The organism is Delftia sp. DT-2 (assembly GCF_028401915.1).
Lineage (GTDB): Bacteria > Pseudomonadota > Gammaproteobacteria > Burkholderiales > Burkholderiaceae_C > Comamonas > Comamonas tsuruhatensis.
In genome coordinates this window covers 73624-88543 of record NZ_JAQOTI010000015.1, presented here as the reverse complement: position 1 = coordinate 88543, position 14920 = coordinate 73624, and the positions used below count along the sequence as shown (strand labels likewise).

Annotated in this window: 17 protein-coding genes; 10 read left to right on the top strand and 7 right to left on the bottom strand. The window is 65.6% G+C overall.

From position 1 onward, the window contains the following. Window positions 1-65 precede the first annotated feature (65 nt). A complete protein-coding gene (locus PO605_RS24655; RefSeq protein WP_272207024.1) occupies window positions 66-956 on the bottom strand; it encodes a LysR substrate-binding domain-containing protein in 891 nt (296 codons plus the stop codon). Window positions 957-1095: 139 nt separating this feature from the next. On the opposite strand from PO605_RS24655, the gene PO605_RS24650 reads away from it, so the two are divergent. The 3 genes from PO605_RS24650 to hpaH are packed head-to-tail and all read left to right on the top strand — an operon-like array spanning window position 1096 to window position 3862. Beyond that, window positions 1096-2076, top strand: coding sequence for a Bug family tripartite tricarboxylate transporter substrate binding protein (locus PO605_RS24650; protein ID WP_272207023.1), 981 nt, complete (start codon window positions 1096-1098; stop codon window positions 2074-2076). Between the two features lie 18 nt (window positions 2077-2094). Next, the gene (locus PO605_RS24645; protein ID WP_272207022.1) at window positions 2095-3048 is read left to right on the top strand and encodes a dioxygenase family protein; all 954 of its coding nucleotides are present in this window, start codon (window positions 2095-2097) and stop codon (window positions 3046-3048) included. Window positions 3049-3061: 13 nt separating this feature from the next. Continuing rightward, a complete protein-coding gene (gene hpaH / locus PO605_RS24640; protein WP_047472775.1) occupies window positions 3062-3862 on the top strand; it encodes a 2-oxo-hept-4-ene-1,7-dioate hydratase in 801 nt (266 codons plus the stop codon). 21 nt (window positions 3863-3883) lie between these two features. Here hpaH and PO605_RS24635 read toward each other — a convergent pair whose 3' ends face one another. Further along, window positions 3884-4681, bottom strand: a complete 798-nt coding sequence (locus PO605_RS24635; protein WP_047472776.1) for a nucleotidyltransferase domain-containing protein — start codon at window positions 4679-4681, stop codon at window positions 3884-3886. Window positions 4682-4850: 169 nt separating this feature from the next. Between PO605_RS24635 and PO605_RS24630 the strand changes: the two genes are divergently transcribed. Beyond that, window positions 4851-6242 (top strand): GntP family permease, encoded by a 1392-nt coding sequence (locus tag PO605_RS24630; RefSeq protein WP_272207021.1) that lies wholly within the window; start codon window positions 4851-4853, stop codon window positions 6240-6242. A 490-nt stretch (window positions 6243-6732) separates the two neighbouring features. Further along, complete coding sequence (infA, locus tag PO605_RS24625; protein ID WP_016448120.1) at window positions 6733-6999, top strand: translation initiation factor IF-1; 267 nt, start codon at window positions 6733-6735, stop codon at window positions 6997-6999. Window positions 7000-7140: 141 nt separating this feature from the next. Here the strand turns inward: infA and PO605_RS24620 are convergent, their stop codons facing one another. The 4 genes from PO605_RS24620 to PO605_RS24605 form a co-directional block, all read right to left on the bottom strand. Then, window positions 7141-7425 carry a pentapeptide MXKDX repeat protein gene (locus tag PO605_RS24620; protein ID WP_272207019.1) on the bottom strand — a complete coding sequence of 95 codons (285 nt, stop codon included), beginning with the start codon at window positions 7423-7425 and terminating at the stop codon, window positions 7141-7143. 104 nt (window positions 7426-7529) lie between these two features. Then, window positions 7530-8321 carry a molybdopterin-dependent oxidoreductase gene (locus PO605_RS24615; protein ID WP_272207018.1) on the bottom strand — a complete coding sequence of 264 codons (792 nt, stop codon included), beginning with the start codon at window positions 8319-8321 and terminating at the stop codon, window positions 7530-7532. Beyond that, on the bottom strand, window positions 8318-8971 hold the full coding sequence (locus PO605_RS24610) for a cytochrome b/b6 domain-containing protein (protein WP_026062850.1): 654 nt from the start codon (window positions 8969-8971) through the stop codon (window positions 8318-8320). The genes PO605_RS24615 and PO605_RS24610 overlap by 4 nt, the downstream gene beginning before the upstream one ends. Before the next feature lie 69 nt (window positions 8972-9040). Beyond that, a complete protein-coding gene (locus tag PO605_RS24605) occupies window positions 9041-9964 on the bottom strand; it encodes a LysR family transcriptional regulator (RefSeq protein WP_272207017.1) in 924 nt (307 codons plus the stop codon). A 114-nt stretch (window positions 9965-10078) separates the two neighbouring features. On the opposite strand from PO605_RS24605, the gene PO605_RS24600 reads away from it, so the two are divergent. The 5 genes from PO605_RS24600 (at window position 10079) to PO605_RS24580 (ending at window position 14190) form a co-directional block, all read left to right on the top strand. Further along, entirely contained in the window at window positions 10079-11032 is a 954-nt protein-coding gene (locus PO605_RS24600; RefSeq protein WP_272207016.1) for a hydroxymethylglutaryl-CoA lyase, read from the top strand. Between the two features lie 29 nt (window positions 11033-11061). After that, the gene (locus PO605_RS24595) at window positions 11062-12207 is read left to right on the top strand and encodes a CaiB/BaiF CoA transferase family protein (RefSeq protein ID WP_334313821.1); all 1146 of its coding nucleotides are present in this window, start codon (window positions 11062-11064) and stop codon (window positions 12205-12207) included. Between the two features lie 77 nt (window positions 12208-12284). After that, a complete protein-coding gene (locus PO605_RS24590) occupies window positions 12285-13268 on the top strand; it encodes a tripartite tricarboxylate transporter substrate binding protein (protein ID WP_047472782.1) in 984 nt (327 codons plus the stop codon). Between the two features lie 227 nt (window positions 13269-13495). Next, complete coding sequence (locus PO605_RS24585; RefSeq protein WP_016453658.1) at window positions 13496-13783, top strand: hypothetical protein; 288 nt, start codon at window positions 13496-13498, stop codon at window positions 13781-13783. Continuing rightward, window positions 13780-14190 carry a hypothetical protein gene (locus PO605_RS24580; protein ID WP_043791292.1) on the top strand — a complete coding sequence of 137 codons (411 nt, stop codon included), beginning with the start codon at window positions 13780-13782 and terminating at the stop codon, window positions 14188-14190. The genes PO605_RS24585 and PO605_RS24580 overlap by 4 nt, the downstream gene beginning before the upstream one ends. Window positions 14191-14370: 180 nt before the next feature. Here PO605_RS24580 and PO605_RS24575 read toward each other — a convergent pair whose 3' ends face one another. Further along, window positions 14371-14814 (bottom strand): hypothetical protein, encoded by a 444-nt coding sequence (locus PO605_RS24575; RefSeq protein WP_272207014.1) that lies wholly within the window; start codon window positions 14812-14814, stop codon window positions 14371-14373. Window positions 14815-14920 lie beyond the last annotated feature (106 nt).

The following is a 14920-nucleotide window of genomic DNA, read 5'->3' as shown; positions in this document are numbered from 1 at the left end:
ACGTTTACATTGCACCCGCTGCGCGTGACAGGGAGGTGACGAAGGTTTGAAGCTTTTGTGGCAGTTCAGGCGCTGCCCGGGTAGTCCCTGACCACCTCCATGAATGCTGCCAGGATGGGAGACGTGTCGTCCCGCCGGTGGACGCAGCTCAGCTCGATGTCCTTGAGGAAGCGCGAGCGCAGCGGGCGGAAGACGACGCCCGGCAATCTCAGCATGGTTCCCGATTCGGGCGTGATGCACAGCCCCAGGCCTGCGCTGACCAGGGCGATGCAAGTGGTGACGTCCTCCACCTCCTGCATGACCTCGATCTGCACTTTTTCGCGGCGAAACGCTGCCATCACCTCCTGCGCCAGTCCCGCCAGCGGCGTGTTCGGGTACAGGATCATGGGCTGGCGCTCCAGGTCGCGAATGGAAATCCCGGCGCGTGTGCTGAGCGGATGGCCTTCATGCATGCCCACGTACATGGGCTCGCGCAGCACCAGGCACACGGCCAGGTAGGGCTCGGCAGGGGGCAGCCGGTGAAAGCCCACCTGGATCCGGTGTTCCCGCAAGGCCTGGATCTGCTCGCCCTTGGTCAGGTTGTGAAGCCGGATGCGGACCTCGGGCCGCTGCGTGTGAAAGCTCCCGATCAGGCGCGGGATGACGCTCAGCACCCCCGAGCCGAAGATGCCGATGTCCAGATCACCCAGCAGCCCCTTTCCTGCCCGCAGCGCACGTTCGCGGGCCAGCCGGGCCAGTTCCAGGATGTTCGGAACATCGCGCAAAAGGGAGTGCGCAGCCTCGGTCAGCTCTATGCCCCGGGATGTGCGCACGAACAGTTCCACACCGAGGTCCTCCTCCATCTGGCGCATCTGCCGCGACAGGGGCGGCTGCGCCATGTGCAGCCGCTCGGCCGCACGGCTGACGCTTTGCTCCTGTGCCAGGGCGAGGAAGTAACGCATATGCCGCAGATCCATGGCCATTCCCTTTTTTGGAGATACCTGAATGGTATGGCCGATCGCTGATTCGGTATTGGACAGTATGGGGAGGGCACTCGAGAATGGTTTGCACAACCCCTGCCATCGCAGCCACGACGCATTCAGGAGGAGACAGGCCATGCATTCACTCATCACGCGGATCGCGCGGATCATCGGTGCCTGGGCCTGCGCGCTGGTGCCGCTGTGCGGCGTGGCGCAGGCCTTTCCGGACAGGCCTGTCACCCTGGTCCTGGCCTACTCCGCAGGGAGCATCTCCGACGTTCTCGCGCGCAGCGTGGCCCAGCAGTTGAGCGCCCGGTGGAAGCAGCCGGTGCTGGTCGACAACCGGCCCGGGGGCAACCAGATCATCGCGGCCAGCCTCGTGGCCAAGGCCCCCGCCGATGGCTACACCCTGCTGCTGTGCGACGACGGCGTCTTCACGCTCAACCCGCATCTGTTCCGCAAGCTGCCCTATTCGCTGGAGGATTTCGCGCCGGTCGCGGATCTTGCGCAGTTGCAGATGGTGCTGTCCAGCGCGAGGCAGGTGCCCGCTGCCAGCATCGCTGAACTGGTGGCCCTGGCCAGGGCCAGGCCGGGCACGCTGAACTATGGCTCGTTCGGCACGGGGAACATCGTCCACCTGGCCATGGATGCGTTTTCCCGGATGGCCGCCATCGAACTGGTGCATGTGCCCTACAAGGGCTATCCCGACGCCATCCGTGATGTTCTGGCCAACCAGGTCCAACTGGTGCTGGGCGGCATTGGCGGGCCGGCGCTTCAGTATTTGAAAAGCGGTGCCATGAGGCCGCTGGCCGTCACGGGTCCATCGCGCAGCCCCTTGCTGCCGGATGTTCCCACCCTGGCCGAAGCAGGCTTTGCGCGGCTCGACCCGCAAGTCAATTTCATCCTCATGGCGCCTGCGGGCACGCCGCCAGCCGTGGTGCGCAAAATCAATGCAGCCGCCGCTGTCATCGTCCGGCAGGAGATTGCGGCCACGGTGCTTGCGCCCAACGGCATGAGACCGCTGGGCGCAAGCCCGGACGCCCTGGCGGCCTCGCTCAGGCAGGGCAGGGCCGCATATGCCGAACTCATGAAATCGTCTGGCGTCAGGCTGGACTAGAAAATGGAGAAAGTTGCCATGATCATCGAAAAGCAGAGCGACGTGACGGCCGCCGTGCTGGAGCAATTGCAGCAGTCAAGCGATCCCCGCTTCAAGGAGATCATGACCGCCGCAGTCACCCATCTGCACGGCTTCATACGGGACGCCCGCCTGTCGGAGGCGGAATTCCACCAGGCCTGCGCCCTCATCGCCCGGCTGGGGCAACTGACCACGGCCTCGCACAACGAGGTGGTGCTCATTGCCGGCTCGCTGGGCGTCTCCGCCCTGGTCTGCCTGCTCAACAACGGGGACAACGGCCAGACGGAAACCACGGCCAACCTGATGGGGCCGTTCTGGCGCATGGATTCTCCGCCCATGGAAAACGGCGGCTCCATCGTCCGCTCTCCCACGCCGGGCATGCCCGTGTTCGTGAACGCCTGGGTGCGCGACCGGCAGGGTCGGCCCGTGCCGGATGCCGAAGTCGATGTATGGCATGCGTCGTCCGAGGGCTTCTATGAGAACCAGGACCCGGAGCAGGCCGACATGAACCTGCGCGGCAAGTTCAGGACCGATGCCGCAGGGTGCATCACCTTTCGCACCATCAAGCCCGTGGGCTATCCCATCCCCTTGAGCGGCCCGGTGGGCGCCCTGTTGCGCGCACAGGGCCGGCACAACATGCGCCCGGCCCACATCCACTTCATGATCTACAAGCCCGGCTTCAAGACGCAGTTTGCCCAGGTGTATTCCAGTGACGATCCGCACCTGGAGACTGATGTGCAGTTCGGCGTGACGCGGGCGCTGATCGGACAGTACGTTCTTCACTCGGGCGAGACCCCTCCAGCCGACGACGTGCATGGCGCCTGGTACACGCTGGACCACCATTTCGTGATCGAGCCAGGGGAGGCTCGGCTGCCCAAGCCCCCGATCACCGGCAAGGCCGGCGGGGAGCGCCCGACGCTCACCGTGCTGGAGCGCTGCACAGACACTCACTGAGGAAAGCCCGGAAATGATCGATGCCACCGAACGCCAGGACGCGGCCCATGCGCTGCTGCAGGCCGAACAGAGCCGCCAGCCCATCTCCCAGGTCAGCCGGACCTGGCCGGCCATGGAGATAGCCGATGCCTACGCCGTGCAGCAACTGTGGGCGCAGGCCAAGGTCAAGGCTGGCGCGCGCATCGTGGGCCACAAGATCGGCCTGACCTCGCGCGCCATGCAGATGGCTTCCGGCATGAATGAGCCGGACTACGGCGTTCTGCTGGATCACATGGTCCATGCGGATGGCGCCCGGATATGCGCTTCGCAATTCCACCGGCCCCGCCTGGAGGTGGAGCTTGCCTTTGTCCTGGGCAAGTCCTTGGGTGGCACCCAGCCGGGCGGCAGGCCGGTGACGGTCTATGACGTGCTGGACGCCACGGCCTATGTGACGCCTGCGCTTGAGATCATCGACTACCGCACCGAGGTGCCGCGCAGCATCTGCGACACCATCGCGGACAACGCCGCAGCCGCCGCCATGGTCACGGGAGGGCGCATTGTGCGCCCCATGGACATCGATCTGCGCTGGGTGGCCGCCACCCTGTCCAAGAACGGCGTGATTGAGGAGTCAGGTGTCTCGGCTGCCGTCATGGGCCATCCCGCCTTGGGCATCGTCTGGCTGGCCAACAAGCTCGCGGGCCATGGCATCACGCTGGAGGCCGGGCACATCCTCCTGGCGGGCTCCTTCACTCGGCCCACGGCGATCGCTGCCGGCGACACCATCCATGCGGACTTTGGACCGCTGGGCTCCATCGGGGTGTCGTTCACGGAATAGGAAATGCCTGCCGTCCGGCCTTCACGGGACCGATGGATCCAGCTCCGATGCCAGCAACGGCTGCTGCCGGTGCAACCATTCCAGAAAGCTGGAAAGCCGGGCACTGAAGAGTGTTTTGGGCATACACGGTGCCCTGGCCTGGATCAGGAAGAAATCGATGGACTCTGCCAATTCCGGGTGGCGCTTTGAAAAACATCCGGCGAACTCCTCCAGCGTGCGCGGCCAGAACCCCCCTGAGCAGGGGCGCAGCACATTGGTGGCCCGGATCAGCTTGCGTGCGGCTTCGCGTTGCAGGCGCAGGGCCTCCATGTCGTTCGGGGTCGCGGCAATGCGCTGCAGGTAGTCGTTCAGCACCCGCACGTAGTCGCCATTGACGGCCTGTGCAATCGCCCTGGACGGCTCGAACGCCTCAAACTGCCGCGCCAGGTCTTCTCCATGGATGCAGCGGCACTCATGCTTGAGCCAGTAGCCCCAGCTGTAGAGATGGGCAGGGTCCAGCACCTCCTGCCGAGTGCCCAGGTCGAAGTCGATCTTCACGACTTCTGTGTGACGTAGTTGGAGGTCCTGGCGCAGCTGCTCCAGCCTGGCGCTCTCCTGCCTGGAGAGGGGGCGGGCCAGCACGATCGTCAGGTCCAGGTCCGAGAAGCCCGCCCTTGCGCAGCCGCGCGCCACGCTGCCATACAGATAGAGGCTGTCCAGCGCCTCGCCGAGGGCGCTGCCGATGGCTGCGCGCGCATCTGCTACCAAATCCACAAATTCCGGCTGGATGGGGGCTCTGACAAAGACTTCGAGAGTGCCAGCGGAGCCGAGGTTGTTCATTGGTCTTGCAGTAGTGGAATGGGAGGCACGGCTCTGAGCCAGTCTCCTGCGAACAAGCCTGGAGCCTACAGGTCCCCTTCGGGGTCAGGCATAGGATTTGTAGCGATTGGAAACCGCATGCATCCCAGCGTGCGGGCGTCCATCATAAAAACACAACTCCAAGCCTCCTATGTCTTCATTCGATACCCAGCTGCTGCTCATCGCCCTGATGAGCGTGCTTGTCCTCGTCGCGCTGATCGTCTCGCGCATCCGTCTTCATCCCCTGCTGGCGCTGCTGGTGGTTTCCATTGGCGTGGGCTTTGCCACCGGCATGGCGCCGGGCGAGATCGTCAAGAACCTCACCAACGGGGCCGGCAAGACGCTGGGCGCCGTGGGCGTGGTGATTGCCCTGGGCGCCATGCTGGGCAAGATCCTGGCGGACTCCGGCACCACCGAGCGGCTGGCCAGTGCCATCCTGCAGCGCACGTCCGAGCGCATGATTCCCTGGGCCATGACCCTGGTGGCCTTCGTGATCGGCATTCCCATGTTCTTCGAGGTGGGGCTGGTGGTCATGCTGCCGCTGATCTTCAGCGTGGCGCGCAAGCTGGAAAGCAATGAGCGCTTCAAGGGATCGGCCTATGTCTATGTGGGCGTGCCCGTGATCGCCGCGCTGGCCGCCATGCACGGCATGGTGCCGCCGCACCCGGGCCCGCTCACCGCCATCGCCACGCTGCATACCACGGTCGGCCCGACCATGCTGTACGGCTTTCTGGCCGTGATTCCCGCCATGGTGCTGGGCGGCCCGCTGTACGGCGCCTTCATCACGCCGCGCATGAGCACGCGCCCCGATGCAGCCCTGCTGGAGCAGTTCACATCGGGCAAGAAGGAAGGCGGCGGGGAGGGCAGTGCGCCCAGCATCGGCATGGGCGTGCTGTGCGCCTTGCTGCCCGCGCTGCTGATGCTGGTGCATGCGCTGGCCGAGGTGCTGCTGCCCAAGGATTCGGGCCTGCTGCATGCGGCGGCCTTCCTGGGCAATCCGCTGGTGGCCATGCTGCTGGGCGTGGTGTTTGCCTCCATCACCCTGGGCTATCTGCGCGGCGCCGATGCAGAGAAGCTGCGCGACGCGCTGGGCCAGAGCCTCAAGCCCATCGCAGGCATCATGCTCATCATTGCGGGCGGCGGTGCCTTCCAGCAGATCCTGACCAGCGCCAAGGTGGGCGATGCCATCGTCCACATGACCCAGCAGTTCGCCCTGCCTCCGCTGGTGCTGGGCTGGATGATCGCCATGCTGCTGTCGGTGTCCACCGGCTCGGCCACCGTGGGCATCGTCGGCGCGGCTGGCCTGCTGGCGCCGCTGGCGGCCTCCGATCCTTCGCTGAACGTGCCGCTGCTGGCGCTGGCCATCGGCTGCGGCTCGCTGTTCTTCAACTATGCCAACCACGCGGGCTTCTGGATGGTGAAGGAGTCCTTCGGCATGAGCATGGGCGAGGCCACCAAGACCATTACCGTGGTGCAGTCCATCGTGTCCTTTGTGGGCCTGCTGATGGTGCTGCTGTTCAACCTGCTGCCCAAGCTGGGATAGGTGAAAGGCATGAGGCAGGCCGACGGCGGCCGCTTCGATGCCGCGACAACCAGCAAGACAGTGCACTTCCTCCGGTTCGACTGCGAATTGTCCCAGTCGCGACAGGGAAAATGCCGCCCCGTACAGGTGCGGTACCCGGAGCCGCTTCAACGCGGGTCCGGCAATTGACCTATACTGCTGGAGGTGCTGTCCTTGTTGTTCGCCTCCTCAGTGCCCGTCTGACATTCTTGCAGTCCCCGGACTGCCGTTGGCCGCCCACTGTGACGAAGTCCGCAACTGTCACTCCCATCGGCGAGCACCACGCGGGTCCAACACCCTTCCCCGGGCCTGCACTCTCCCTGCCACCTGCAGGGGCCTCTTTCCCTTTTTTCCGATGATCCGCTGCCTGTGTGCAGCGGTCATCCTGCGCTGGCACCAAGGCCGCAGCATGGTGCTGCACCGGCAACTTGCGGCGACGCACCCCTTTCAACATGTACTCACAGGAGTCCCATTGGCTAAAGAAGAACTGATCGAAATGCAAGGCCGGGTAGACGAAGTGCTGCCTGATTCCCGCTTCCGCGTAACGCTGGAAAACGGCCACCAGCTCATCGCCTATACCGGCGGAAAAATGCGCAAGCACCGCATCCGCGTGCTGGCCGGCGACAAGGTCACGCTCGAGATGTCGCCCTATGACCTGAACAAGGGCCGTCTCACGTTCCGTCATATTGAGCAACGCTCCGGCGGCGCCCCGGGCCAGCGCCCACCCCAGCGCCGCTGAGGTCTGCCAGCCCGCTCTTGCCTCGGAGCGGGCATGGGGGGTGCACAGAAAGGACCCGGCTTTGCGCCTGGTCCCATGGCCGGCAGCCCCGCCAGCCCGGCCGCCCGGGCGGCATCGGCCGGGACAGGCGGGTCCCCCGGCTTACTTGGACATTCCGTCCTTGCCCATGGAGTCCTTCTTCATTGCGTCCTTGGACATGCCATCCTTGTGCATGGAGTCCTTCTTCATTCCATCCTTGGACATGGAATCCTTCTTCATCCCGTCCTTGGACATGGAGTCCTTCTTCATCCCATCCTTGGACATGGAATCCTTGGTCATTGCGCCCTTGGACATGCCGTCCTTGGACATCTCATCCGCAGCGAATGCCGAGGTGGCGCCGGCCAGGGCGAGGCAGGCGGCGAGCACGGTGGTGGTGAACTTGGTCATTTGAGTCTTCCTTTGGATTAGCGGTTTGCAGGTTGCACAAGCGGCCGGTCTTGCATGGCCCGGCCTCGCACCTTCGTTGGCGGCACAGCGGCTTGTGAGGCCGCTCAGCTGCCTCCGAACCAGTTGTAGCCCTGGTCTTCCCAGTAGCCGCCGGAGTAGGTGTTGGTGACGAACATGGCCTGGACGTGCTTCGGGTTCTTGTAGCCCAGCTTGGTGGGCATGCGAAGCTTCATCGGGAAGCCATATTTGGGCGGCAGGGGCTGCCCGTCGTAAGTCAATGCCATCAGCGTCTGCGGATGCAGGGCCGTGGCCATGTCGATGCTGGTGAAGTAGTCGTCAACGCACTTGAAGCCGACGTACTTGGCACTGGTGTCGGCGCCTATGTGGCGCAGGAAATCGGCGAAACGCACGCCGCCCCAGCGGCCTATGGCGCTCCAGCCCTCCACGCAGATATGGCGCGTGATCTGTTCGTCCTGCGGCATGGCGCGCAGCTCGGCCAGGCTCCAGGCATGGCGGTCGGCGACCATGCCGGTCACCTCCAGGCGCCAGCTGGCCCCATCCACCTCGCGCACCTCGTCCTCGCCGTAGTAGGCATTGAAGGGGAAGGGGCGCGTGATCTCGGCTGCAGAATAGGTGGGCGCCAGCCGCGTGGGGCTGAACAGCAGGCCCTGCACGCGATCGTTGAAGCGCGATACCTGATTGAGCGCGGCCTCGACGTGGCTGTCATCGCTGATGCTGCAGCCCGTGAGCAGGGACAGGCCGCCCAGCGTGAGCGATCGCTGCAAAAAGGCGCGGCGTGCGGGCTGGTCGAGCTTGCGGACGATCAGCGAGCGTGCCTCGCGCACCACGGCCTCGCCATCGACGCCGGGCAGGGAAGGGGCTTTGAAGATTTTCATGGTGTCTTGGGCGCACGGCCGTGGATCATGGTCAGGAAGGTCCGGGGCACCAGGGCGACCATTGCCAGGTGCACCACCACAAAGGCGACCAGCGCAGCCATGCCGAAGAAGTGCACGCGCCTTGCGGACTCATAGCCGCCCAGCAGCTCGCGCAGCAGCGGGAACTGCACCGACTTCCAGAGCACCAGGCCCGACAGCACGATCACCACCAGGTCCAGCACCACGAACAGGTAGGCCAGCTTTTGCACATGGTTGTAGCGGGCCGGGTCGGCATGCGAGAGCCGGCCCTTGAGGGCGGACACCAGGTCCTGCCGCACGCCCTGCACCGTGATGGGAAAGAACTTGCGCAGCCACCGGCCGCTGGCGATGTTCAGCAGCAGGTACAGCAATCCGTTGAACACCAGCAGCCACATGGCCGCGAAATGCCATTGCAGCGCCCCGCCCAGCCAGCCGCCCAGCGTGATGGAGCCCGGAAAGCTGAAATCAAAGAACGGCGCCGCGTTGTAGATGCGCCAGCCACTGGTCACCAGGATGACCACGGCCAGCGCATTGAGCCAATGCGTCAGGCGCAGCCACAGCGGGTGGATGCGCTGGCCATCCTGGGGCTGTGCCGGTTGGGGGGTGATGAGGGCGGTGTTCATGGGTCCCATTGTTGGAGGGACCCTGTAGCGGATGTATCACGCAAACTTCAATTAATCGTGATAACTCCCAAGGCCGGCTCAGCCCGCCTGGGCGCACCCGGCCAGATAGTCCACCAGCGTGCGCGCCGCAGGCGATAGCCGGCTGCCGTCCCTGAAGCAGATGGCGAACTGCCGCCGCGCCCAGGCATCGGTGAGCGGCACCATGTTCACGCCTTGCACACCTTGCCCGCCCTGACCGGAGCCCGCCATGCCCAGGATCTCCCTGGGCATGATGGCCACGCCCAGGCCGGCGCGCACGCAGCGGATCGTGGCGTCGAAGGAGCTGACCACGGCGCGGTAATTGAGGGGCCGGCCGATGATGGCCGCCGCCCGCGCCAGCATGGTGTAGACGGCCGTGGAGGCGGGCAGGCCCACATGCTCGCAATCCAGCGTTTCGCTGAAGCTGCAGCTGTCGCGCAAGGCCAGCGGGTGGCCGGCCGGCACGGCCACGGCCAGGGTGTCGCAGCGGTAGGGCAGGGTCTGCAGGCCCTCCAGATCGGCCGCGTTCCAGCACACGCCCATCAGGGCCAGGCCTTCGCGGATGGATCGGATGATTTCGCTGCTGGTCAGCTCCTCGATGTCCACGCGGATCTGCGCGTGCTCGGGCTTTTGCAGAAAGGCCGCAATGTCATCGGGCAGCGACTCGGCAATCGACGAGACCGAGGCCAGTATCCGCACCTGTCCCTTCACGCCATGCTGGTAGGCCGCCATGTCGCGGGCCGCGCGGTCGGCGCTGGCCAGCATGGCGCGTGCATGCTCCAGCAGCATCAGCCCGGCTGCCGTGGGCACCACGCCCCGGCGGTGGCGCTCCAGCAGCGGGGCCTGCACCTGCTCTTCCAACAGCGCCATGCGCTTGCTGATGGCCGATGAGCCGATGTGCTGCTGCTCGCCCGCGCGGGCAATGTTGCCCAGATCGCAGGCCGCGACAAAGAGCCGCAGGGTGGTCAGGTCCAGGTCTTTCATGGCGGTTATGGATTTCCATTTGGGAAACTCTAAGGCGAAAAATTATCGCTTCTGCACGCTGGTGGGAATGTCTAAAGTGCCATTCAAGACAAACCACCCCACGCGAACCTTCCCATGCCAGAACCCATCCGTGCCCCGCAGTCCGCCGTCATCCGCGAGGTCGGCCTGCGCGATGGCCTGCAAAGCATCCAGACCGTGCTGTCCACCGAGCGCAAGAAGGAATGGATACGCGACGCCTACGCTGCCGGCCAGCGCGAGATCGAAGTCGGCTCCTTTGTCCCCGCACGCCTGCTGCCGCAACTGGCCGACACGGGCGAGCTGGTGGCCTATGCCCGAACGCTGCCGGGCCTGTTCGTCTCCGTGCTGGTGCCCAATCTGCGCGGAGCCGAAAGCGCCCTTGCCAGCGGGGCCGACCTGATGCTGGTGCCGCTGTCGGCCAGCCATGCCCACAGCCTGGCCAACCTGCGCAAGACGCCCGATGAGGTCGTGGCCGAGGTGGCCCGCATGCGTGCCGCACGCGATGCGGCAGGTTCGACGATGCTGATCGAGGGCGGCATTGGCACGGCCTTCGGCTGCACGCTGCAGGGCCGGGTGGAACCGGCCGAGGTGCTGCGCTGCATGCAGGCGCTGCTGGACGCGGGGGCCGACCGCGTCAGCATGGCCGACACCGTGGGCCATGGCGGGCCGGGCCAGGTGCAATCGCTGTTCGAGCAGGCGCGGCGCATTGCGGGCGAACGCTTTTGGTGCGGCCACTTCCACGACACGCGCGGCCTGGCGCTGGCCAATGTGCATGCGGCCCTGCAGACCGGCGTCACGCGCTTTGACGCCACGCTGGCCGGCATCGGTGGCTGCCCCCATGCGCCCGGCGCCAGCGGCAATGCCTCCACCGAAGACCTGGCCTTCATGCTGGACACCATGGACATCGACACGGGCCTGGACATCGAGGCCCTGCTGCGCCTGCGCGCCAAGGTGGCCGCCTGGCTGGATGGCGAAAGCCTGCATGGCGCGCTGTGGCGCGCGGGCCTGCCGCGCAGCGTCAAAGCCGGCGCAGCCCCTGCCGCTGCATGAACCCCTTACCTTCCCACGAGCACACCTGTATGGCCACCGAACCCCTGCTGCCGCTGTCCGGCATCCGCGTCATCGAATTCACCCACATGGTCATGGGCCCCACCTGCGGCATGATCCTGGCCGACCTGGGCGCCGAAGTCATCAAGGTCGAGCCACCGGGCGGCGACAAAACGCGCACGCTGCCTGGCCTGGGCATCGGCTTTTTCCGCAGCTTCAACCGCAACAAGAAAAGCGTGGTGCTGGACATCACCACCGAAGCGGGCCGCGCCACCGCTGCCGAGCTGGCCGCTGGCAGCGATGTGGTGCTGGAGAACTTCCGCCCCGGCCTCATGCAGTCCCTGGGCCTGGACTACGCCACGCTGTCGCAGCGCGCTCCCGGTCTCATCTACGTCAGCCACAAGGGCTTTCTGCCCGGCCCCTACGAGAAGCGCCTGGCGCTGGACGAGGTGGTGCAGATGATGGGCGGCCTGTCGTACATGACCGGCCCCGTGGGCCGGCCGCTGCGCGCGGGCACCAGCGTCAACGACATCATGGGCGGCATGTTCGGCGCCATCGGCGTGCTCGCCGCCCTGCGCGAGCGTGAGCGCACCGGGCGCGGCCAGGAGGTGCAAAGCGCGCTGTTCGAGAACTGCGTCTTCCTGTCCTCCCAGCACATGCAGCAGTACCTGATGACGGGCGAGGCACCGCCGCCCATGCCCTCGCGCGTGTCGGCCTGGAGCGTCTACGACGTGTTCACCCTGGCCGGTGGCGAGCAGCTGTTCATCGGCGCCGTCAGCGACAAGCAGTTCGCCACCCTGTGCCGCGTGCTGGACCACGCCGACCTGCTGCAGCGCCCCGAATACGCCGACAACGCCGCCCGCGTGGCCGTGCGCCCCCAACTGCTGGCCGAGCTGGGCGCCATCCTGGCCGGCCATGAATCGGCCCGGCTTGCGCCGCAGCTGGAGGCCGCAGGCATTCCCTACGCGCCCATCACGCGGCCCGAGCAACTGGTGGACGACCCGCACCTGCGCCAAAGCGGCGGCCTGGCTTCCATGCAGACCGAAGACGGCGGCCAGACCGACGTGGTGCTGCTGCCCCTGCTCATGAACGGCCACCGTCCCGGCGTGCGCATGCCGCTGGCCGGGATTGGCGAGCACACCGAAGAAATCCTCGGAGCCCTTGCATCACGGACCTGACAGCCATCCCCGGGCGCCGAAGGCCGCAGAAAAACCACCCCGGCGCGCATGAGACAACACAAAAAGGAGACAACCCCATGCACTCGTCCCATCCCTTCCGCCGCCGCACCCTGCTGGCCCTGGCCGGCGCATCGCTGGGGGCCGCTGCCCTGGGCGTGCGCGCCCAAAATGGCACGCCGCTGCGCGTCATCCTGCCCGTGGGGGCAGGCTCGGGCGCCGACACCATCGTGCGCTCGGCCCAGACTGCGCTGGTGCGCTCGCTGGGCGGCCAGCCCGTGGTCATGGAGAACCTGCCGGGCGCGGGCGGCATCACGGGAACGCAGGCCCTGGTCAAGGCGCCGGCCGATGGCAACACCATCGCCTTCATCTCCAATAACCACGCCGTCAACCCCAGCGTCTTCAAGAAGCTGCCCTACGACAGCCTGGCCGACATCACGCCGCTGTCCATCGTCGGCGGTTCGCCCTTCGTGCTGGTCGTCCACCCCAAGGTGGCGGCGCGCAATGCGCGCGAACTGCAGGCGCTCATGAAGGCGCGGCCCGGCGACCTCAACTACGCCTCGTCCGGCAACGGCACCATCTTCCACCTCGCGGCCGAGGTCTTTCTGGACGCCGCCGGCGCCACGGCACGCCACATTCCCTACAAGGGCGTGGGCCAGATGGTGGTGGATTTGCTCAGCGGGCAGGTGGACTTCGGCGTGATCGCCGTGGGCACTGCGCAGGCGCACCTCAAATCCGGCGCGCTGCGTGCCATCGGCATCATGGGCCGCGAGCGCGTGGCATCGCTGCCCGATGTGCCCACCGTGGCCGAGCAGGGCTTTCCCGGCGTGGACATCGCCGGCTGGGTGGCCGCCATAGGCCCAAAGGGCATGCCGCCCGCCCAGGTGCGGCGCCTGCACGACGGCATCGCCTCTGCCTTTGCCGACCCCGAGGTCAAGGCCGGCTTTGCACGGCGCGACGAATACACCGTGCTCAACAGCCCCGAGGCCGCAGCCCAGTTCCTGCGCTCCGAGCAGGAACGCTTTGCGCGCCTGGTCAAGAAGGCCAATGTCGTGTTGGAGTAAGTCCGGATGGCCCTGGTCTGGTCGGCTGTATCCCTGCGGGCGAAGTTTCTGAACGCGCTGCTGCCTTGCGCGCAAGGCCCCACGGCCGTGCAGGCAGTCTTCAGATGGGTGTGAGAAGGTCCGGGTCGTACCGCTTTGCCGACATGCCCGAGGCATGGTCGATTCATGGGCATCGTTGACATGTACTGGCAGGGTGGATATCTTTGATATATCCAAAGGAGTTGAATATGCCGACCCGCACAAACGCCAACCAGATTGCCTTCCGCTACCGCGCAGTGGACAGCGCCACCGGCGTCACGCGAGAAACCGCCAAGCGCCTGGCCGAGCATCTTGGTGTTGATGAAACGCAGGCGATACACCGTGCGCTGCATGAGCTTGCCGTACGCATGCTGCCGCAGTACGAGGCGGATGACGGCCCCTTGACGGCAGCCCAGGTCAGGCAAATCAAGAAAAAAGTGCCGCAAGGAGAGCAACGCTCGGTGAAGTCGAGCTTGTTCGACTTGGAGACGCTGTGACCGCACCTTGGTGGGATGAGCCCACGGCGGGCGACATCGTCTGGTGCTATTTCCCGCAAGACATCATTCCCGGGCCCAAGCCTCGGCCCGCGCTGATCCTGGTGGTCTTCGATGACGATGCTCCGCAGTTCACGGTACGAGTCGCCTACGGCACCAGCCAGCGCACTACCACGCTGTACAAGGGCGAGTTTGCCATCCTGCGCGAGCGCAATCCCGTGGCCTATGCGGCTGCCGGGTTGAGCTATGACACGAAATTCAATCTCAAGCAGGCCCTGGATCTGCCGTATACGGCAGAGTGGTTTGCAGTGCCGCCTGCAGCTCCCCATGGACAGACGCCCAAGTTGGGAGTCCTGCATCCTTCCCTTGTGCGCGCGGTGCAGGCCGCTTATCAGGCAGTGTCCAAATAAGCAGGGTTCTGCCACTGCCGCCAGCTATGCGTACGGTGTAATGTTCTTTCGCCAGAAGCTGCAACGCATTGACTGAGCCCTTGAATCCCTGGACCAGCGCACTGCCCATGCCTGCCACCGCGCCGAAGGCATTCCCCCTGCCGCCCGCGCTGGTCGGCAAGTTGCAGGCGCTGGCACGGCTCAGCGGGGGGGCGCTGGCGTTGTGAGCGACGGATCCGCAGCCGGTTGGCCGGACGACATCACCGCCTCCAGCCCGCTTCTCGGGAAGACCGGGCTGTAGTTCACCTGGATCTCGGAGAGCCTGTCATTCACCCGCGTCGTCATGAAATAGCGCGGCATGTCGAATCCCACTTTCATCACCAGACCGCGAAGCTCGGAGAGGGCGCCGACCTTCACATCGGGATCGACCAGCACGGCAATGCGAACCGTGCTTTTGGAATCGGGGGCAGCGGTCAGCTTCCTGGAGAGTGTGTTTCTCAACTGAGCCGGACTGACCCGCTGGCCATCCAGGCTGTACGGGCGATCATTGCCGCTTGCCGCATGCATTTCGATCACGGTCAGATCCGCAGCAAGAGCGGGTGGGCAGAGCAGGGCGGCCAGCAGCAGGAATCTTGTTGGTTTCATGGTTCTGTTGTGCGATGCAGAGCTTGTTGACCCACTCGCTCTGTGAGCTTGTACCAGCTCGTCCCCACTTCTCCCAATTTCCCCCCAGATTGGTCGCAAGAATTCC